The sequence below is a fragment of the Deinococcus malanensis genome, assembly GCF_014647655.1.
In the GTDB taxonomy this organism is placed as follows: Bacteria; Deinococcota; Deinococci; order Deinococcales; family Deinococcaceae; genus Deinococcus; species Deinococcus malanensis.
The window spans coordinates 288,853-307,724 of record NZ_BMPP01000001.1 but is presented as its reverse complement, the minus strand read 5'-3'; the positions used below and the strand labels follow the sequence as shown (position 1 = coordinate 307,724).

Here is an 18,872-nt window from a genome sequence, read left to right as displayed (position 1 = left end):
TGTCACAAGCAAATGGGGGCTTAGCCAGCGGTGAATTTCAGGGTGCTTTCCGGCACGTCCTCGCCGGAAACCAGGACCGGCACCAGCGTACTGGTGCTGACCTGCGCGGCATACCGCACGTCCTCGCCCAGGCCCAGCTGGCCCAGCCGCTCACCGTGAACGCTGCTGGACAGGGCCTCGATGGGGTTCCCGACGTTGCGGCGCATGGTCAGCGCGATGCGCGCGCCGTCGTCGATGCTGAATCCGCCCAGCGCCAGCAGGTACTCGGCCAGCACGCCGGCGGCGTACACGTCTTCCAGGCTCACGCGGGCATCGGTGCCTGCACACACGATGGCAATTTCCTCCGTGGCCAGGGCGCGGGCGCGGCGGGCAGCCGCGTGGGCATTGGTCAGACTGGCCAGCAGCACGTGCTTGCCGGTCTGCGATGCAACATGCGCGGCATCTGTGCCGTTGGTGGTGTTCATGACGACCGTTTTGCCCGTGAAGTTCTGCGCCGCCGCCTCGACCGGGCTGTTGCCGAAGTCAAAGCCCGGGATGGGAAGGCCACCGCGCTCGCCGCCCAGCACCAGGGGCCGGCTCTCCCCTGCCTCGCCGGCCTCCGGACGCAGGGCCAGGGCCACCTCAGGCGTGCGGGTCAACAGCAACGCGTCGGCGCCGCGCTCCAGGTAGGCCACGGCGGTGGTGGTGGCCCGCAGCACATCGATGATCACCACCACGTCGGGGTAGTTTCCATGTGGCAGCAGGTCAACCCGCAGCCTCACTTGATGGCCTCACGAAGCCGCTCAAGACCGGCCTGCGCCCCGTCCGGGCCGTACACGGCACTCCCAGCCACCAGACAGGTGGCACCGGCATGGACAATCGCGCGGGCGTTCTGCGGGGTCACGCCCCCATCAACCTGAAGCTCAACCTTGCTGCCCGAATCGTCCAGCCAGCGCCGTAGCGTTCGCAGACGTTCCAGGCTGCTTGGCATAAATTTCTGTCCACCGAAGCCCGGGTTGATACTCATAACCAGAATCAGGTCCACATCCGCCAGAAGCGGGCGCAGCGCCTCCAGTGGCGTGCCGGGATTCAGGGTGATGCCGACCTTCTTGCCCAGATCGCGGATCATGTCCACAGCGCGCTGAATGTGCGGCGTCGACTCCACGTGCACCGTCAGGCCGTCGGCGCCCGCATCAGCAAAGTCACGCAGATAACGCTCGGGACGCTCGATCATCAGGTGCACGTCCATGAACAGCGGGCTGGCCCGACGGGCCGCCGCCAGGATCGGCAGCCCGAAGCTGATATTGGGCACGAAGGCGCCGTCCATCACATCTACATGCGCCCAGTCTGCCCCCTCGATGGCGCGCAGTTCCTCTCCAAAACGGGTGAAATCGCAGGCCAGGAGACTGGGGGCGAGTTTGACAGGGTGAGGCACAGCGTCGGTCACAGGCTGCACTCTACCAAGCGCAGAGCCTCTGCTCATGAACCTCAGAATGAAAGGGCGAGGCGGGAGTGTTACACGCACAGGCACGTCCCCGCATGTGGGCTACCGAACGCCCGTTAGGCAGGCGTGGCAGAATCGGGAAGAACGGAGGTTTCAGATGACCGACCTGAGCGCATGGAAAGCCCTGGCGCAAAAGGATTTGAAGGGTGGCGACCCCGCGACCCTGAACCGCGAGACGCCTGAGGGCCTGACCCTCAAGGCGCTGTACACCCGTGCCGACCTGCCTGCAGGCGGCGCGGCCGACACTCTGCCGGGTCTGCCGCCCTTTACGCGGGGCCCGCGCGCCACCATGTACGCTGCCCGGCCCTGGACCATCCGGCAGTACGCGGGTTTTTCCACGGCCGAGGAATCAAACGCTTTTTACCGCCGCAACCTGGCGGCCGGACAAAAAGGCCTGTCGGTGGCCTTTGATCTGGCGACCCACCGTGGATACGACTCAGACCACCCCCGGGTAGTGGGCGATGTCGGCAAGGCGGGTGTGGCCATCGACTCGGTCGAGGACATGAAGCTCCTGTTTGCGGACATTCCGCTCTCGGAGATGTCGGTGTCCATGACCATGAACGGCGCGGTGCTGCCGATTCTGGCGGGCTACATCGTGGCCGCCCAGGAGCAGGGCGCGACTCTGGATCAGCTGTCGGGCACCATCCAGAACGACATTCTCAAAGAGTTCATGGTGCGCAACACCTACATCTATCCGCCCGAACCCAGCATGCGCATCATTGCGGACATCATCAGCTACACCGCGCGCAACATGCCGCGCTTCAATTCCATATCGATCTCGGGATACCACCTGCAGGAAGCCGGCGCCAACGCCGCGCTGGAGCTCGCTTATACCCTGGCCGACGGGCTGGAATACGTACGGGCTGCGCTGAAGGGCGGCCTGAACATCGACGAGTTCGCCGGACGGCTCAGCTTCTTCTTCGGGATCGGTATGAATTTCTATACCGAGGTCGCCAAGCTGCGTGCCGCACGGCTGTTGTGGAGCGAGCTGATCAAGCAGTTCGGGCCGCAAAAGCCCATGAGCCGGGCCCTGCGCACCCACTGCCAGACCTCGGGGTGGTCGCTGACCGAGCAGGACGCCTACAACAACATCGTCCGCACGACCATCGAGGCCATGGCGGCCGTGTTTGGCGGCACCCAGAGCCTGCACACCAATGCCTTTGACGAGGCGATCGGTCTGCCCACCGATTTCTCTGCCCGGATTGCACGCAACACCCAGCTGGTACTGCAGGAGGAGACCGGCATTCCGGATGTGATCGATCCCTGGGGCGGCAGCTACATGATGGAGCGCCTGACCGCCGATCTGGCCGACAAGGCCAGGGAACTGATGCGCGAGGTCGAGGACCTGGGCGGTATGGCCAAGGCCATCGAGTCTGGAGTCCCCAAACTGAGGATCGAGGAATCGGCCGCGCGCAAGCAGGCCCGGATTGACCGCGGCGAAGACGTGATTGTCGGTGTGAACAAATACCGGCCCACCATGGAAACGCCCATCGAGGTGCTGGATATCAACAACGCCGCCGTGCGCGACTCGCAGATTGCCCGCCTGGAACGCATCCGGGCCGGGAGAGACGGCACTGCCGTCGAGCAGGCCCTGCAGGCGCTCGAAGAGTGCGCCCGCAGCGGCGAGGGCAACCTGCTGGCGTTGAGCGTGGAGGCCATGCGCGTGCGCGCCACCGTGGGCGAGGTCAGCGACGCCCTGGAGCGGGTCTGGGGCCGGCACTCCGCCGAGATTCGCACGCTGAGTGGCGTGTACGCCGCCGGATACGCCGGAGACGAGGGATTCGCGGCGCTGCAGCGTGACATCGAAGCGTTTGCCGAAGCCGAGGGCCGCCGTCCCCGCATCCTGGTGGTCAAGATGGGCCAGGACGGCCACGACCGCGGAGCCAAGGTGATTGCCACCGGCTTTGCCGACCTGGGCTTTGACGTGGACGTGGGACCGCTGTTCCAGACCCCCGAGGAAGCTGCCCGCCAGGCCGTGGAAAACGACGTCCATGTGGTGGGCGTCAGCAGCCAGGCGGCGGGGCACCGGACCCTGGTGCCGCAGCTGATCCAGGCGCTGCGTGCCCAGGGAGCCGGAGACGTGCTGGTGGTGGTGGGCGGCGTGATTCCGCAGCAGGACTACGCGGCCCTGCGTGACGCTGGCGCGGCCGGCATCTTTGGTCCGGGGACACCAATCCTGCACAGCGCCCGCGAGGTGTTGCAGCTGCTGCGTGACCGGCAACCTCTCTGAGGCTGCTGGCGTACCTGTGCCGATGCCCCGTGTGCTGATCTGCCTGTACCTGTGCGCCGCACTGTCCGGTGCTTCCGCTTCCAGCCTGCCTCCGGTGCCGCAGCTCCGGCCACCTGTCCCCACCCCTACCGCTGGCCTGCGGGTGTGCTTGAAAGGGGACGTCCGTTTGCTGGTCGATGCGTCTGGACGGGTGCGCTTTCTGGAGCACGGCCACCTGTATCCCGACAACCGGCTGCGGGTCCGTCAGAGTTACGACCGGAGTGGGCGGCTCAGTGGCGTGCGCGTGCAGTGGAGCGGCTTTGCCGGGCAGCTCCTGATCGTGCGCGGCGCCTTCGACTCGCGCGGGCGGCTGGTCCGGGAAACGGGGTACCGGCACCCGAGTGTGAATGCTCCGCTGCGCAGCTACCTGCGTTCCCTGCCGCGAGGCGCGGCGTGCTGACAGTGGTGTTCCACTCCGTTGGCGGGAGTTCGCCTCTCCCTTCAGCGCAATTCCAACCGCCGTCTGTTCTGGTTACCGCCATGAGGGACCCATGCATGAACATTCCCTGACTGCTGCGCTGCTGGCCGGCGACCGGCGTGCACTGGCCAAAGCCATCACACTCAGCGAATCCACCCGCCCTGAGCACGAAGCCCAGGCCCAGCAGCTTCTGTCCGAGGTCACGCCGCACGCCTCAGCGTCCGTACGCGTAGGGCTGACGGGCGTGCCGGGCGTTGGAAAAAGCACCTTTATCGAGGCCCTGGGTCTGCATCTGGCCGACGCGGGGCACCGGGTCGCGGTTCTGGCGGTGGACCCCAGCAGCGTGCGCACCGGCGGCAGCATCATGGGAGACAAGACACGCATGCCCCGGCTAACGGTGCATCCGGGAGCCTTTATCCGGCCAAGCCCCTCCGGCGGAGCGCTGGGTGGAGTCACCCGGCGCACGCGTGAGGCCATTGCCCTGTGTGAGGCCGCCGGCTATGGCGTGCTGCTGGTGGAAACCGTCGGGGTGGGGCAAAGCGAAACCCAGGTGGCGGCCATGACCGACCTGTTTGTCCTGCTGACCCTGCCCAACGCCGGGGACGAACTGCAGGGCATCAAGCGCGGCATCATGGAACTGGCGGACCTGTGCGTGGTGAACAAGGCCGATACTGACCCACGCGCGGCCACCCGGGCCCAGACGGAACTCACGGCGGCCCTGAAGCTTCTGACCCCTGCTTCTGCCTCCTGGCGTCCGCGCGCACTTCAGGCCTCAGCGCTGACGGGAACAGGCATCGTGGATGTGTGGCAGGCGGTGGCAGCGTACCGCGATACCGTGGACCTCGCCGAAAAACGCCGCACTCAGACGGCCTTGTGGTTCGACGAGCTTCTGCGCGAGGCAGCCTGGCGGGCGTTTCAGGCGGGTATGGACCCCACACGTCTGCGTCAGCTGCGCGCGGAAGTCGTGGACGGCATCCTGACCCCGGTGCAGGGGATTCACGCCCTGACCGGTCGTATGGGCTGACAGGCCAAAACGATGGCCTGAATCTGATTGGGGAAGGCCCAGGCCGCATCCCCCACTGGACATCTGGGAAACCCAGCCAGGACGTGGTTCCGGTCAGGCCCGGTTAAAGCACCTGTTGTGAAGACTCGCGGCGCGTACTTTTCCGATCTGTACAAGCCGGCTGATCCGCCCCTGCCGACGGTCCCGGGTGCACTGACTGCTTTCTACGACGTTTCAGGCATAAGCAGAAGCAGACCAGGACAGCATGTCACCGTCCTGGTCTCCTCTATTCCTCTTTTACTTGATGCTGCCGTTCAGGCCATTGGGGTAAAAACCACCCTTCTGGGCGCCGGGCGCCAGGTAAACAATGTTCAGCACCTCGCGGGTCGAGCGCGGGTAGGCGATGCCATTCCTGTCTGCCGGTGCAAACACGGCGTTGCCACGGGCGTCGGTCAGGCCCATGTCCTTGCCGCCACCGACCTTGCCGCGCAGGTTGCTGATGGCCTGCACGACCTGACCCACATACAGCCCGGCGGCGGCGCTGACCTGACGCTCCTGGTACAACATGCCTCGGATAACGCCGCCGTGATAGGCCTCGACTGCCAGGATGCCGGCCGCCGCCTGCAGGAAGGCCGGGTTGGTCAGCAGGGTGGCTGCGCCGTTGTAGGCCGTGACGCCCACGTCCTCGAAGATAAAGGCGCCGTGCAGGAAGAACAGGTCGTTGGCGTAGGGGTTAAAGCCCTTGATAGCGCCGCCGCTGGCAGCCTGTCCTGCGGCGTCGAAGGCCGCCGACAGGTCCAGGACGGGACGCCGGACTGCTGCCTTGCCCAGCGCGCCGTACAGGAATTTGACGTGCTGGAACTCGTCTTCGGCAATATCCCGGGCCAGGGCCTGCACGTTGCTGTCCTTGAACTGCATGCCGCGGGTGCGGTCGAGGCTGGCGGGCAGACGGATCTCGGCGTCGCCGCCGAAAGCCCGCAGTTCGTTGACGCGGCCCACTGCAGCCATGTAGAAGGCTGCTTCCAGGTATTCCAGGTTGAGGGCGAAGTTCAGCACGGCCACGTCGATGTTCTTGGCGGGTGCTGCCAGGGCACCGGTGCCAGCCAGACCAAAGGCAGCCGCCCCCAGGCCGAACTTACCCAGCGTGCTCAGGGCGGCGCGGCGGTCAAGGACAGTCTGAGTGGTCTGGGATTCGAGGTTCTGGGCTTCACCGGTCTGGGCGGTCATCATGTTCTGGTCTTCGGTCATAAGGCTTCCTCCTGAATGGCCATCCGCTGGAGCGGAGTGACTTGCTTCAGGAGGTTGTATGCAAGCTCGTGAACTTTGGATCATCCTGCAGGCGCCTCAGCTCCCAGCAACCGCGACAGAATTACGTGATGGTCCTCGTGAAAACGTCGTGGCAGGCGAAGGGCAACAGTGAGGGGAACGGGGCGCCCGGCGAGACTCTGGGCAGGAGCAGCCCGCCAGACATGGGCAGTCGTGGAAGCCACCAGGGCGCGGGCCGGATGTCCGAACACAGCGTCCGCTCCTGGGGAGGCCTCCTCGCCGGGAGACAGGACCCGCCCCGGGAGTTCCCACAGACCGTGTCCTACGGGCTCGTGGCGGGTCCGCAGCCACACATGACCCTGCTGAACATGCACCCAGCGCTCCTCGTGCAGCCGGGCTCCAGGAGGAAGCTGCGCGCGGGCTGTTTCTACGGCGTTCCACTCGGCCTGAAGGCGCATAAAAGCAGGCGTTCCGCACCACGCCTGCAGGAACGACCGGGCCCCCGGCGACACATCCGTGATCGTCCCGTCAGTGAAATAGGCTGCGCGCAGGTCAGTGGCATTCAGGCCGGGCCACACCGGTGCGTGGTGCGCCTGCCATTCAGGAAACCAGCGCAAATAGGCGCTGCTGGCATCCTTTTCAAAGCCCACCAGCACCGCCTGAGGAGTGGGCACCGCGCTGCGGACCCGCGCGGCCCAGCGGCCGCTGTCGAATTCATCCGGAACTGGCCGGAAAGTGACGCGGCGTGGGGCAATTCCGGCTTCGCGCAGGCACGCACGAATCAGCCGGACACGCTCGGGAGCGCTCCAGGGATTGCGGATGCTCCGTGCCAGATTGGCGCTGCCGGGCAGAATAACCAGCCGCTCGAAGTGGTCCAGTGCGTCCAGCATGCTCCGCAGATGCGCGTCGTGAAGCGGCTGGAAGCGCCCGATATAGACCGCTGGCGCCCCGGACAGCAGGGATGACGGGCGTGCTGGCAGGGTCATTACAGGCCGTGCCGCTCACGAAGGTCGGTGATCAGGGCGTCGCGTCGCCGTTGCAGACTCTGACTGAGGCTGACCCGGTAGATGTGCGGGTTGAGCAGGCGCCGCGTACCTTCAGGAAGACGCTGCAGGTCGGCGGCAGCGCGGGCCTGAATCGCACTCAGGGTTTCATGCTCCCCGCTGCGCCGGCCTCCTTCCATCACGACACGGCGCGGCTCGGTCCAGACCAGCCCGGCCCCCAGGCGGCTGTTGCGCAGGGGGTTGGCCGGGTCGCTGACGCGTTCGCCGGTCTGCGGCTGGGGTTCGTCCAGGGAGGCAATCACGTCAATCACCAGCCGACCCTGCGGGTCAGTCGCTCGCCAGACCCGTTTGAGTCCCGGAACACTTGTTTTCCGCGGGTCCCCGGTCAGTTTCATGCGGTCCTCGCCGTGCAGGGCAACGAGTTTGTACACGCCGCCCAGTGCGCCGCCGCCCTCGCCGCCGCCGGTGGCCAGCTGGGTCCCGACGCCGTACACATCAATGCGGCCTCCCTCGCGGATCACGGACTCGATGACAAATTCGCTCAGGTCATTGCTGGCGACAATCTGTACGTCGGGGAACCCCGCCTCGTCCAGCGCGGCGCGCACGCGGGCCGACAGGTACGCCAGGTCGCCGCTGTCGAGACGAACACCGCGCAGCTCATGGCCCTGGTCACGGAGTTCGCGGGCCACGGTCAGGGCGTTGGGCAGCCCGCTTTCGAGCGTATCGAAGGTGTCGAGCAGCAGGGTGGTCGAGTCCGGATAAAGCCGCGCATAGGCCCGGAAAGCCTCGGGTTCAGTTGGAAAGCTCTCGACCCAGGCGTGCGCGTGGGTGCCCACCGGCGTCAGACCATACAGCGCGGCGGCCTGCACATTGCTGGTACCGCTGGCTCCACCGACCACCGCCGCACGTGCCGCCCCCAGAGCACCGTCCGGGCCCTGGGCCCGCCGCGTCCCGAACTCCACCACCGAGCCTCCGTGCGGACTGGCCTGCGCGGCGCTGAGGCAGCGGGCCGCCTTGGTCGCCACCAGTGTCTGAAAATTCAAGATGTTCAACAGGGCCGTTTCCACCAGCTGCGCTTCCCACAATGGTCCACAGACCGTCAACAGCGGCTCGTTGGGAAAGACCACGCTGCCCTCAGGAAACGCGATGATCTGGGCGGTAAAGCGCCACGCTTCGAGGGCCGCCAGAAAATCTTCCCGAAAGAGGCCCAGGTTGCGCAGGTAGGCCAGGTCCGCAGCGGAAAACCGCAGTGTTTCGAGGTAATCCAGTGCTACCTCCAGCCCGGCCCAGACCGCATAACCTCCCCGGTACGGATTGCGGCGGTAGTACAGGTCGAAGGTGGCGTCCTGGGTATGCAGGCCCTCACGGAAGTACCCCTGCATCATGGTCAGCTGGTACAGATCGGTAAACAGCGCGGGATATGTTCCGGGGAGTGAGGACGCTGGGTTAAATGTCATTTGGGCATTCTCGGGTATGTCGTGCCTCCAGGGTCAGTGCAGGACGCGTGCGGGAACACGCCGGCGCATCACTGCCCGCAGCACCAGCGGCGCCAGGACGGTGGTCAGCAGCACCATCAGCAGGACCTCGGCATACACCCTCTCTCCGATAATGCCCACCCCCAGGCCGAGGCTGGCCACAATCAGCCCGACCTCGCCCCGTGGCACCATACCCAGTCCGACCAGGGTGGCTTCGTGGCGCCCCAGGGACCAGGCTCCCAGGATTCCACCCAGAAGTTTCCCCGCGACGGCCAGGACCGTCAGGATCAATCCGGCCACGATCACGGTGGGCTGGCTCAGCGCCCCAACATCGAGCTGTAACCCGACCACCACAAAAAACACCGGTGCTAGGAACGCTTCGATGGCATGAACCTTGCTTTCGAACTCCACCTCGTCCTTGATTTCAGCCAGCACCATGCCCGCCAGGAACGCCCCGATGATCGGCGCCAGACCGGCCACGGTGCTGAGGGCCGCAATGCCCAGTCCGACCACCACCGCCACGTTAAACGCCCTTGAGAGGGACAGGTTGCTCAGGCGGTTCTGGAAACGCCTGACCAGGGGGATGCCAACCGCCAGCACCAGGGCCACGAAGCCCACGCTGAGCGCCAGGGTGAGGCCGACCTGCACAGCGCTCAGGGTCCTGCCGGCGCCCAGGCTGCTCACGACCGCCAGCAGGGTCAGCCCCAGGATGTCGTCGATCACGGCGGCCCCCAGGATTACCTGGGCAAAGCGGGCGTCCAGCACGCCCAGTTCCTGAAGCACCTTGGCGGTAATGCCCACCGAGGTCGCCACCAGAGCGGTGCCCACGAACAGCGCGCTGACGTTGCCCTGGCCTTGCCACAGACCAAATCCGAAACCCAGCCCGAGCGGCAGGGCAATCCCCAGCACGGCCACCAGCAGCGCCTCACGGCCCACGGCCAGCAGTTCCTTGAAGCGTGTTTCCAGGCCTACCATGAACAGCAGGAAGATGGCCCCAAGTTCGGCCAGCGTCAGGAAAAAGTCCCCAGGGCGCACCAGGTTCAGCAGGCTGGGCCCGATCAGAATGCCGGCCAGCACCTGTCCCACCACCGCCGGAATCCCGACTTTGCTGGCCAGGGTGCCCAGCAGTGCGGCGGCCAGCACCACCCAGAACAGGCCGAACAGCAGCTCACCGGTGTGCGCAGAACTGGCAGCCAGGGCGCCGCCGGATGAAAGAACCAACCAGGCCAGCGCACGCCGCGCAACACTCAATGAAATTGGATTCATGAATCACCTCCAGACACAAATAGAGACAGGCCTCTGTCGACCTGTCTCCACCAGGGCGGCCTATGGGGGCCGCTCCCTGCCGCAACGCGGCGTATTTGTCTGTGCGCAGTGTAGCGGGCCAGGCTCCGCACGGATTCCGGCGTGAAGTGAACACTAATGTTGGGATCCCACCGTCTCCGGCAGGCGCTGACCCCGGGTCTCCACCCCTATGCCCCAGGCACACAACGCCGCCACCAGAAAGCATCCGGCGAAGAGGGTCAGTGCGGCTGGCAGCTGGCCGGTCAGCAGCAGCGCGCCCACGCTGGGCGACAGCACGCTGGCCACCCGGGCCATACCACTGACGAATCCCATACCGGTCGTGCGCAGCGGCGTGGGATACAGCTCCGGCGTGTAGGCGTAGAGCGCTCCCCAGGCTCCCAGCAGTGCAAAGGACAGCAGCGCTGAGGTGGCCAGCACCAGTGCCGGGGTGCCGGCGGCCAGAAACAGATAGGCGCCAGCTGCGCTGGTCAGCAGGTACCCGACCAGCGTGGCCCGGCGGCCGACCCGCTCGACCAGATACGCGGCCAGTACATACCCAGGTACCTGCGCCAGCGCCAGCAGCAGGGTGGTGCGGTAGACCGCACCCAGTTCCATGCCCTGCGCCTTCAGGAAGCTGGGCAACCAGGAAAAGATGCCGTAATAGCCCAGGCTCAGCCCGAACCACACCGCCGCCAGGAGTAGCGTGCGCCGGCCCAGCCCACCCGCAAACAGCTGCGCCGGGGTCACACGGGCCGGCCGCTGCGGCACCGCCAGTGGTGCGTCGGACAGCGTCTGGCCATTCAGCCGGGCCACCCGCGCCAGGGCGGCCCTGGCCTGCGCTTCCTGACCACGGGCCAGCAGCGAACGCGGCGAATCCGGCACGCCCAGGCGGGCCAGCAATCCGATCAATCCGGGCAGGGCAGCCAGACCCAGCAGCCACCGCCAGGCCTCCCCGGGAGGCAGCATGCTGCTCAGGCCCCACGCGAGGGCTGCGACCGCAATGGTCCCCAGCGCCCAGAAGCTTTCCAGGTACACCAGAAAGCGGCCGCGCCAGGCCGTCGGTACAAATTCGGCCATCATGGCGTAGTCCACCGGCAGCGTGCCGCCGATGGCAAATCCCGTCAGGAAGCGTGCGGCCACCAGCCAGGCCACGTCCGGAGCAAAGGCACCCAGCAGCCCGAACACCACGCCCAGCGCCACGGTGGTCAGAAATACCCAGCGCCGGCCCAGGCGGTCAGCCACCCAGCCCCAGAACCACGCGCCGACGAACATGCCAGCGAAGGTGGCACTCAGCAGCCATTTGGTTTCGGTGCTGCCAGGACGCAGGCCAAAACTTTCACTGATTCCGGGCAGGGCAAAGCCCATCAGTAGCACTTCCATGGCGTCGGCCGCCCAGGTCAGGCCGCAGATCAGCAGCAGCCTCCACTGAAATGCGCCCAGGCCCAGGCGGTCAATCGCGGCGTCCACACTCATGGCGCCGGTTGTCGAGGATCGGGTGGTCATGATCCCGGCAGTCTAGAAGGTCACTTTCTGCCTGATCACCCCATGCGAGGGCCGGGAACCTGCCGGTCTCTTAATCTGCTGAGGGCATCAGCGCCATGCTGGGCGGGGCCGGCGACACCCAGGGGTTGCCCCGCAGCAAGAATCGCCAGGGCAGGGTGCGGCCCTCGCGGATGCCGACCCGCGCCGTGACCCCGATCCGGTCGGGGGTGGGCGGTGGCGCTGGGCAAAGGTGCAGCGCCGGACTGTCCACCCGAGTATGGGTCACCTGCGCCGGATTCAACCCCAGGGCATAGACCAGCTTGGCAGGTCCATTCGTCAGGTCACGCTGACGTGTCACCGGGCGGTGCGTCAGCATCTGGCCCAGCCCCTCCACTGGCTCCAGGGCACGGATCAGTACGCTGGCCGAAACCCCTTCCTCGCGGCAGGCCACCTGCAGCAGCGGATGGCCGTGGGCACTCCAGAACAGCCACAGGCCTGGAGCGATGGCCATTTCCGCACTTCGGGCCGCATGAAACCGCCCGGCGGTACAGGCCGGGTCCCGGGGGCAATCGTAGGCCTCGGTCTCTACAATCCGGCCGCTCAGCCGCTCACCGCCGGGCAGGACGTGAACCAGGGTGGCGCCGAGCAGCTCACGCGCCACCTGCACCGGGTCGCGCCGAAAAAACCCGGGAGGCAAGGGGCCCGTCAAGCGGGTTGCACCGGATAACCCATCCCGGCAGCTTCCTCCCGGGCGCTTTCCCAATCTGCTTCCGGGTTGAGGGCCTGAACCAGTGACGGGGTAAGCGGCGCGTGCCGAAAAACAAGCTCAGCTGCGGCCTCAGGCACAGGCAGTTCAAACATGTCGCCGGCCCACGCCGCGTATAGCAGCGCATCTCCCTGGAACAGGAGCCGGAACAGGCTGTCTTCGGTCACTGCGCCGGCAGGATGCATCACAACCCAGTGGCGGACGCCGGGCACGTACCAGCCGAGCTCTGTCAGCTCTTCGGTGGAGAATGCAGGCTCAGCCAGAAACTCGCCGAGCAGAGGTGAGGGGCCCAGAGCCCCGGCGGTGCCCTGCACCTCTGTCAGAGCCTGGGCCTCCGCCAACGACAGGCGCTGCGGAACTTCGTGCAGGAACTGCTTGAAGACGCACTCCCCCTGGCTGAACAGCATGAATGCTTCGTCGCCGCTTCCGTTCCTGGCCGAGGCCATCCGCGCGCCTGCGCTCCAGTCCTGGTCAAAGGAGAAATACCTCTCCTCCCACTCCGGGCTGAGCACCGCGTCGAGCACCGCCAGTGCCCGGCCACGACGTTCGACCACTTCAGGGGGCGGGTATGCCAGGTACGCCAGATTCACGCCCTTCATTAAACACCCCGCGCAGGAGCCCACCTTCATAGATCCGGCGGATGGTCGCCTCGATGTCTGGCTCCCGCACCGTGATGTCGCGCACCGGCGCCTGGGCCGTGACCCGGGCAATGGGCGCAGCGGCTCCACCTGTAAAGGCGTAGCGAGCACGCGGTCCGGTCGCCTCCAGCAGTTCCAGCCCGGGGACGTGCGCACTGAGGGGCGGCGCCTCGAAATCCACCACCAGTTCCCGGGCACTGCCGTAGCGGGCCTGCAGACGCGCGAGGTCCCCGTCGTACAGCAAGCTCCCCTGGTCGATGATCATGACCCGCTGGGCCAGCCGCTCGACATCGCCCAGATCATGGGTGGTCAGCAGGACCGTCACGCCGCGCTCGGCGTTGATATGGCGGACAAACTCGCGGATACGTTCCTTGGCCACCACATCCAGCCCGACGGTCGGTTCGTCGAGAAACAGCAGTTCCGGATCGTGCAGCAGCGCCGCCGCGAGGTCAGCACGCATGCGCTGACCCAGACTCAGGGCGCGGGCCGGCGTGCCCAGGAACGGTCCCAGGTCCAGCAGATCCGTGAAGGTCTGCAGGTTTTCGCGGAACCGTCCCTGGGAGACGCGGTACACGTGACGCAGCAGATCCAGGGAATCACGCACCGGCAGGTCCCACCACAGGGTGGTGCGCTGCCCGAACACCGCGCCCAGTCGGGCCACGTGCCTCCGGCGCTCGCGCCACGGAATCAGGCCGCCCACGTGGACATGCCCGCGGTCAGGCACCAGCAGCCCGGTCAGGACCTTGATGGTGGTGCTCTTGCCCGCCCCGTTGGGACCCAGGTAGCCGACGATCTCACCCGGTGCGACCTGAAAGGATACGTCCCGAACAGCCTGATGCTGCCTGACCTTGCCGCGCAGCAGCCCGCCCTGACGCACGCGGAAGGTTTTTTGAAGATGCTCGACTTCAATCATGGTTGCTCCTGGAATAAGCACGGGCTCAGGTGCCGGTGCCCTGATAGTGCCGGACGCCGAAGCGCCAGAATGCGAACGCCGCCGCCAGTAGTGCGGGCCCGACCAGCGGCGCAAGGAACGCCGCCGCGACGGGGAGACCATCGGGCAGCGGGCGGCCCAGCACGAACAGCACCGGAAAGTAGGACAGGAAGGCTGCGGGAATCACGTAGGTAAAGGTCTTGCGCAGGAACGTGCCGTAGATGTCCATGGGATAGCTGATCAGGGTGCGCCCGCCGTAGGTCAGGACGTTCATGGCCTCGACGCTGTCCACCGTCCAGAAGGTCAGCGTGCCGCCGATGACGAACAGGCCCCCGAAAAAGGCAATCATGCCCACGACACTGCCCGAGAGCAGCAGCGCGTGCCCTACAGTCCAGTCCACATTGACCTGGGACACCCCGTAGGCCACGATGCCGGCGGCCAGCAGGACCCGGGTCAGGCGCCGGAGTGCGAAATCCGAGCCGAATACCTGCAGAACAAGAGGCGCCGGCCGCAACAGAAATGTGCTGAAACTGCCCCCACGAACGTGCTGCGAGAGGTTCGGGGCGTCAAAACCACCGAACAGCAGATCCATCAGCACAAAGGCCAGTTCCGCCAGCCCGTACAGCAGGCTGATCTCGCCCAGCGTCCACACCACGCCATGCTGACCGGTCAGGGCACCGAAGCGCGGCAGCACCAGCGCAAACGCGGCAAACTCGGTGGCGGTGATCAGCATGGCGCTCAGGGCGTCCAGCGCGAACGACACCCGGTAGGCCCCCTGAGAACGCGCCTGGGCGCCCAGCAGACGCAGGTACAGTCCGGCCAGATAGCGTGCCTCGGCCCAGTGGCCAGTCCTCCACGCCCTAGCCACCGGCCACCTCCAGCCGGCGCAGGCCCCGGCGCAGCGTGACCTCAGCCGCTGCAAACAGGGCGGCGGTCCAGGCCAGCTGGGTGGCCAGTGCCGTCCAGGCGTCCGGGCCGCTCCGGACCCCCAGCCACAGTTCCACGCTGGTGTTCAGCATGCTGGGAAACGGGGTCCAGGCCAGCGCGTCCCGCAGCCAGCCCGGGAAGAAGGCCAGCGGCATCAGAAAGCCGCAGCTCAGGCCCAGCACCGCCCAGGCAAACCGCCCCACGCCGACGGCGTCCGGGGTCCAGAAGGCCGCACAGTTGACCAGAAAGCGGAAAGCAAAGCCGCAAGCCCAGGCCAGCAGCAGGCTGACGGCGGTCAGAACCCAGCCCCCAGCACCCTGCGGCCAGCTGAGCGGCCACAGCAGGGCGAAGATCAGCAGAATCGGCACCCCACGCAGCACGAACTGCCCGGCGGCGCGTCCGGCGTCCTGGGCAGTCCAGAACAGCAGAAAATGATGCGGCCGCAGCAGCTCGGTGCCCACCTCTCCGCGGTGGATGGTGCGCATCAGCTCACTCCAGCCGAACAGGCTGAAAGCCGCGATCAGCAGCTGGGTCATGGCCGTATAGGTCAGGGCGTCCTGTACCGTGTATCCGGCCACCTGCGGGCGGGCCCCGAACAGGGAAAGCAGCACCGCCGCGCGCAGCACACCGAAAAAGGCGTTGGTGATCAGCCCCCACAGGGCCGCCTGTGGGTAGGCGAACCCCCGGCGGAAGCTGAGCCGCGCGACCGCCAGATACAGCCCGATATTCGGGCGCAGGGCGCGCCCGGTCGTAAGTACCGTCAATGAATACCTCCACCCCAGAGTTGCCGAACCAGGGACCGGGAAAGATAGCGGTCGACGGGGCGACAGGACATGCGCCGAATGGCGGAGTGTGCAGGGTGGGTTCGTGGCGGCCAGGTTGGATGAATCTCAGGCTTTTCTGAATGGCCAGCACGGTGGTGCGGCGTAGGCTGTGCCCTACGTCAATTTCGTCCCACGTCAATTTTCAGGAGGAACAGACCATGATGGACATCTTCAACATGCTGGGCGGCATGGGTCAGGCGCAGCAGACCGTCGGCCGTCAGCTGGGCACCAGCCCCCACCAGACCGAAGCGGCCATGGAGGCCGCCGTGCCCCTGCTGCTGGGTGCCCTGAACCGCAATGCCCAGACTCCGGACGGCGCCGCCGCCCTCAGTGGAGCGCTGGACCGCCACGACGGCCGCGCCCTGGACCTGTTCGGGCAGGGGCAGGTGCCCGACCCGCAGGAAGGCCAGAAGATCCTGGGGCATCTGTTCGGCAACCAGCAGTACGCCGCCGCAAACGCGGTCAGCCAGCGCTCCGGTATCGACCCGCAGATGGCCATGCAGGTGCTGATGATGCTGGCCCCGCTGGTCATGAACTACCTGGGGCGCCAGCGCCAGGGACAGTCGGGCGGGTGGCCACAGGACGGCAATGCCGGAATGGGAGGCGGGGGCTTCGATATTGGGAGCATCCTGGGCGGCATGCTGGGCGGAGGGATGGGCTCTGGCATGGGGGGCAGGCAGTACCAGCAGCGGTCACAGGTTCCTGACTACCAGTCAGGCGGCGTGCTGGGCGGCGGGCCGGTCATTCCAGGGCTGCCCAGCCAGGACCGGCCGGTGAGTTATCAGCAGGGCCAGCCGCGCATGGGAGGGCAAGCCGACATGGGCGGAATGATCGGCACGCTCAACAACGTGCTCGACCGTGACGGCGACGGCAATGCCCTGGACGACCTGATCGGCATGTTCGGTGGCCGGCGCCGCTGAGCGCTGGCCGACCACAGGCGCAGAAAGAGCTGGGGAACGGGGCTACTCCTGAACATGAGGGCCCCGCCTGCTTTGGACCATGCCCCAGCCCCGCGAGGAAAAAGCCGCGCTGTGGCTCGGCCCAGAAAGCCTGGCGCTCCTGCGATCACCAGTCTGCGCCCGGTCTGCGCTGCGGAGCGTCTATTGCTGCTTATCGGTCACGCTAGCGGAGGTTGCACCCGCAGGATGCCGCAAAGTTGACACCGAGGACGCTATTAACGGAGGATCAACAGGGCGAGTCTCGACAGGCGTCCTCCACGGCACTTCTTGGGCACGCGCCCGAAAACGGCATGCCGGCCCACGCAGGGGCCACCGCCACCTGTATCCCAGGTCAGCCGCCGAAGCTTCCGGAAGAACGCGCCCCGCTGGTCCCGGAGGCCCGCGACCCATTGGTAAATCCACCACGCGAAACAGTGGGCGCCTTAAACGTGTTGGGCACACCCCGTGGGTTGATACTCAGACCAGTGCGGCTGACCTTTCCACGGGAGTCATAGCCCAGGTAGCGGGTTCCGAGACGGCTGGCCAGAAAATAGGGTCCGAAGAACAGTGCACTTCCTGAGGCCCGGTAGCAGGGATTGCGCAGGCCCTGTTCGATCTGGGTCTTGTAGTAGGCCCGGCATTCGGTCTGCGTTCTGAAACTCTTGCGTTTGTACCCATCGAGATCGATGTCATCCGCGCCACAGGCAGCAAGCAGTGTGGGAAGGGAAGCAAGCAGGGGCAGGGCAAAGCGTTTTTTCATGTCGGAGTCCTTTTACGTTCTGGAAAGCCGGGAGCCTTGACGCGTCCGAAGGTCCCGGGGAGAAGCTGGTTGGAGAAAGTAGGCCACACCGGAGCGGCCCGGTCTGTCACCCATGACCCAGGTCAGGACCTGCCCCAGCGGTGCCGTGTACTGCCCTCAGGATGGTGTGGCCAGAGCGACACGGCAGTTCCGGGGTCACGGCTGGAGACAGCGTTCACGGCTCATGGTGCCTGCCCCTCCCTGAGGAAGAGCCTGTCTTTGCCGTGCCCCTATGGCGCTGCTTCCCTCACCGCTGGAGCACGGCCCTTTTCCTACACCCTAGGTCTGCACAAGGTGCCGTCAATCGAAAGGCGTCAGTTTCTCACGGGAGTACGGCCTGTATCCGGGAGGTGTGCCGGAATCATTGGTAAACAGTGATGTGGTCAGGTACCGGGCACCTGTGTCGCAGGCGATGGTGGCCACGCGCTTGCCGGGTCCCAGGCGCCGCGCCACCTCCAGCGCCGTCCAGGCCATGGCGCCGCTGCTCATGCCGACGAAAATGCCTTCCTCACGCGCCAGCTGGCGGGCAAGCGGGTAGGCGTCTTCCTCCCATACCTGGATCACGTCATCCAGCACCGAGCGGTCCAGATTGTCCGGAATAAAGCCCGGACCCATGCCCTGGAAGCCGTGGTCGCCCCGCTCGCCGCCGCTCAGGACGTTGCTGCGGGCCGGTTCACAGGCAATGACCTGCACTTGTGGATTCTGACGCTTCAGGTAGCGGCCCACCCCACTGATGGTGCCTCCCGTCCCCGAGCCGTACACGAAAGCGTCAATCCGTCCTTCCATCTGAGTCCACAGTTCCGGGCCGGTGGTGGCCTCATGCGTGGCTGGGTTTGCAGGGTTGGTGAACTGCCCCATCATCACCGCGCCGGTTTCTGCGGCTATCTTCTCGGCTTCCTCGATGGCCGCCAGCATGCGCCGCTCCGGGTCGGTCAGGACGAGCTGCGCGCCGTAGGCGATCAGGGTGCGCTTGCGTTCCTCGCTCATCTGGGCGGGCATGCACAGGATCAGACGGTAGCCCTTGGCCGCCGCGACCTGCGCCAGCCCGATGCCGGTGTTGCCACTGGTGGGCTCAACGATGGTGCCGCCAGGTTTAAGGCGCCCACTGCGCTCGGCATCCTGAACCAGTCCCAGCGCGGTGCGGTCCTTGATGCTGCCACCCGGATTCTGACCTTCGAGTTTTATGAACACGTCGGCCATGTCCGCTTCGACCAGGTGCCGCAACTGCACCAGAGGCGTATGGCCGATCAGGGTGTCGATCATGCCGCGCAGCATAGAGCAGTTCCTGAGAGGACATGGTTCCAGTGGACCAGCTGCAAAAGCCCCGGATATCGGTGGGGGCAGAAGAGGGCAGCCCCGTACCCT

General features: G+C 66.2%; 18 protein-coding genes. 4 read left to right on the top strand and 14 right to left on the bottom strand.

Annotated features, from left to right (window positions below):
- Positions 1-20: 20 nt before the first annotated feature.
- Both IEY49_RS01585 and rpe read right to left on the bottom strand, forming a co-directional pair.
- On the bottom strand, positions 21-761 hold the full coding sequence (locus tag IEY49_RS01585) for a 2-phosphosulfolactate phosphatase (protein WP_189003878.1): 741 nt from the start codon (positions 759-761) through the stop codon (positions 21-23).
- On the bottom strand, positions 758-1,462 hold the full coding sequence (gene rpe / locus IEY49_RS01580; protein WP_189003876.1) for a ribulose-phosphate 3-epimerase: 705 nt from the start codon (positions 1,460-1,462) through the stop codon (positions 758-760). Before rpe ends, IEY49_RS01585 begins: the two co-directional genes overlap by 4 nt.
- Between rpe and scpA the strand changes: the two genes are divergently transcribed.
- The 3 genes from scpA (at position 1,461) to meaB (ending at position 5,194) form a co-directional block, all read left to right on the top strand.
- Positions 1,461-3,713: a methylmalonyl-CoA mutase gene (gene scpA / locus IEY49_RS01575; protein WP_308424628.1), complete on the top strand. Its 2,253-nt coding sequence runs from the start codon at positions 1,461-1,463 to the stop codon at positions 3,711-3,713. The genes rpe and scpA overlap by 2 nt on opposite strands.
- 16 nt (positions 3,714-3,729) lie before the next feature.
- Positions 3,730-4,152, top strand: a complete 423-nt coding sequence (locus IEY49_RS01570; RefSeq protein WP_189003872.1) for a hypothetical protein — start codon at positions 3,730-3,732, stop codon at positions 4,150-4,152.
- Between the two features lie 91 nt (positions 4,153-4,243).
- Positions 4,244-5,194 carry a methylmalonyl Co-A mutase-associated GTPase MeaB gene (gene meaB / locus IEY49_RS01565; protein WP_189003870.1) on the top strand — a complete coding sequence of 317 codons (951 nt, stop codon included), beginning with the start codon at positions 4,244-4,246 and terminating at the stop codon, positions 5,192-5,194.
- 276 nt (positions 5,195-5,470) lie between these two features.
- Here the strand turns inward: meaB and IEY49_RS01560 are convergent, their stop codons facing one another.
- The 10 genes from IEY49_RS01560 to IEY49_RS01515 all read right to left on the bottom strand — a co-directional run bounded on the left by IEY49_RS01560 (position 5,471) and on the right by IEY49_RS01515 (position 15,710).
- Entirely contained in the window at positions 5,471-6,421 is a 951-nt protein-coding gene (locus IEY49_RS01560) for a ferritin-like domain-containing protein (protein ID WP_373291828.1), read from the bottom strand.
- Positions 6,422-6,501: 80 nt separating this feature from the next.
- Positions 6,502-7,425 (bottom strand): adenylyltransferase/cytidyltransferase family protein, encoded by a 924-nt coding sequence (locus IEY49_RS01555; protein ID WP_189003868.1) that lies wholly within the window; start codon positions 7,423-7,425, stop codon positions 6,502-6,504.
- Positions 7,425-8,900 (bottom strand): nicotinate phosphoribosyltransferase, encoded by a 1,476-nt coding sequence (locus tag IEY49_RS01550; RefSeq protein WP_189003865.1) that lies wholly within the window; start codon positions 8,898-8,900, stop codon positions 7,425-7,427. Before IEY49_RS01550 ends, IEY49_RS01555 begins: the two co-directional genes overlap by 1 nt.
- Before the next feature lie 33 nt (positions 8,901-8,933).
- Positions 8,934-10,184: a cation:proton antiporter gene (locus IEY49_RS01545; RefSeq protein WP_189003863.1), complete on the bottom strand. Its 1,251-nt coding sequence runs from the start codon at positions 10,182-10,184 to the stop codon at positions 8,934-8,936.
- A gap of 153 nt (positions 10,185-10,337) precedes the next feature.
- Complete coding sequence (locus tag IEY49_RS01540; protein WP_229780575.1) at positions 10,338-11,705, bottom strand: MFS transporter; 1,368 nt, start codon at positions 11,703-11,705, stop codon at positions 10,338-10,340.
- Positions 11,706-11,775: 70 nt separating this feature from the next.
- Positions 11,776-12,393: a DNA-3-methyladenine glycosylase gene (locus tag IEY49_RS01535; RefSeq protein WP_189003861.1), complete on the bottom strand. Its 618-nt coding sequence runs from the start codon at positions 12,391-12,393 to the stop codon at positions 11,776-11,778.
- Positions 12,390-13,040: a hypothetical protein gene (locus tag IEY49_RS01530; RefSeq protein WP_189003859.1), complete on the bottom strand. Its 651-nt coding sequence runs from the start codon at positions 13,038-13,040 to the stop codon at positions 12,390-12,392. The genes IEY49_RS01535 and IEY49_RS01530 overlap by 4 nt, the downstream gene beginning before the upstream one ends.
- Positions 13,006-14,001 carry an ABC transporter ATP-binding protein gene (locus tag IEY49_RS01525; RefSeq protein ID WP_189003857.1) on the bottom strand — a complete coding sequence of 332 codons (996 nt, stop codon included), beginning with the start codon at positions 13,999-14,001 and terminating at the stop codon, positions 13,006-13,008. The genes IEY49_RS01530 and IEY49_RS01525 overlap by 35 nt, the downstream gene beginning before the upstream one ends.
- A gap of 25 nt (positions 14,002-14,026) precedes the next feature.
- On the bottom strand, positions 14,027-14,887 hold the full coding sequence (locus IEY49_RS01520; protein WP_229780574.1) for an ABC transporter permease: 861 nt from the start codon (positions 14,885-14,887) through the stop codon (positions 14,027-14,029).
- On the bottom strand, positions 14,880-15,710 hold the full coding sequence (locus tag IEY49_RS01515; protein ID WP_189003855.1) for an ABC transporter permease: 831 nt from the start codon (positions 15,708-15,710) through the stop codon (positions 14,880-14,882). Before IEY49_RS01515 ends, IEY49_RS01520 begins: the two co-directional genes overlap by 8 nt.
- A gap of 218 nt (positions 15,711-15,928) precedes the next feature.
- Between IEY49_RS01515 and IEY49_RS01510 the strand changes: the two genes are divergently transcribed.
- Positions 15,929-16,690, top strand: a complete 762-nt coding sequence (locus tag IEY49_RS01510) for a DUF937 domain-containing protein (protein WP_189003853.1) — start codon at positions 15,929-15,931, stop codon at positions 16,688-16,690.
- A gap of 370 nt (positions 16,691-17,060) precedes the next feature.
- On the opposite strand, the gene IEY49_RS01505 is transcribed toward IEY49_RS01510, so the two are convergent.
- The gene (locus tag IEY49_RS01505; RefSeq protein ID WP_189003851.1) at positions 17,061-17,468 is read right to left on the bottom strand and encodes a hypothetical protein; all 408 of its coding nucleotides are present in this window, start codon (positions 17,466-17,468) and stop codon (positions 17,061-17,063) included.
- A gap of 339 nt (positions 17,469-17,807) precedes the next feature.
- A complete protein-coding gene (gene cysK / locus IEY49_RS01500) occupies positions 17,808-18,770 on the bottom strand; it encodes a cysteine synthase A (RefSeq protein WP_189003849.1) in 963 nt (320 codons plus the stop codon).
- Positions 18,771-18,872 lie beyond the last annotated feature (102 nt).

Excerpts from the sequence above, each read along its gene's own strand:
- IEY49_RS01505 (WP_189003851.1), bottom strand. The coding sequence starts at position 17,468 with ATGAAAAAACGCTTTGCCCTGCCCCTGCTTGCTTCCCTTCCCACACTG.
- IEY49_RS01555 (WP_189003868.1), bottom strand. The coding sequence starts at position 7,425 with ATGACCCTGCCAGCACGCCCGTCATCCCTGCTGTCCGGGGCGCCAGCG.
- scpA (WP_308424628.1), top strand. The coding sequence starts at position 1,461 with ATGAACCTCAGAATGAAAGGGCGAGGCGGGAGTGTTACACGCACAGGC.
- meaB (WP_189003870.1), top strand. The coding sequence starts at position 4,244 with ATGCATGAACATTCCCTGACTGCTGCGCTGCTGGCCGGCGACCGGCGT.
- rpe (WP_189003876.1), bottom strand. The coding sequence starts at position 1,462 with ATGAGCAGAGGCTCTGCGCTTGGTAGAGTGCAGCCTGTGACCGACGCT.
- cysK (WP_189003849.1), bottom strand. The coding sequence starts at position 18,770 with ATGATCGACACCCTGATCGGCCATACGCCTCTGGTGCAGTTGCGGCAC.
- IEY49_RS01525 (WP_189003857.1), bottom strand. The coding sequence starts at position 14,001 with ATGATTGAAGTCGAGCATCTTCAAAAAACCTTCCGCGTGCGTCAGGGC.
- IEY49_RS01545 (WP_189003863.1), bottom strand. The coding sequence starts at position 10,184 with ATGAATCCAATTTCATTGAGTGTTGCGCGGCGTGCGCTGGCCTGGTTG.
- IEY49_RS01550 (WP_189003865.1), bottom strand. The coding sequence starts at position 8,900 with ATGACATTTAACCCAGCGTCCTCACTCCCCGGAACATATCCCGCGCTG.
- IEY49_RS01510 (WP_189003853.1), top strand. The coding sequence starts at position 15,929 with ATGATGGACATCTTCAACATGCTGGGCGGCATGGGTCAGGCGCAGCAG.
- IEY49_RS01560 (WP_373291828.1), bottom strand. The coding sequence starts at position 6,421 with ATGACCGAAGACCAGAACATGATGACCGCCCAGACCGGTGAAGCCCAG.
- IEY49_RS01540 (WP_229780575.1), bottom strand. The coding sequence starts at position 11,705 with ATGACCACCCGATCCTCGACAACCGGCGCCATGAGTGTGGACGCCGCG.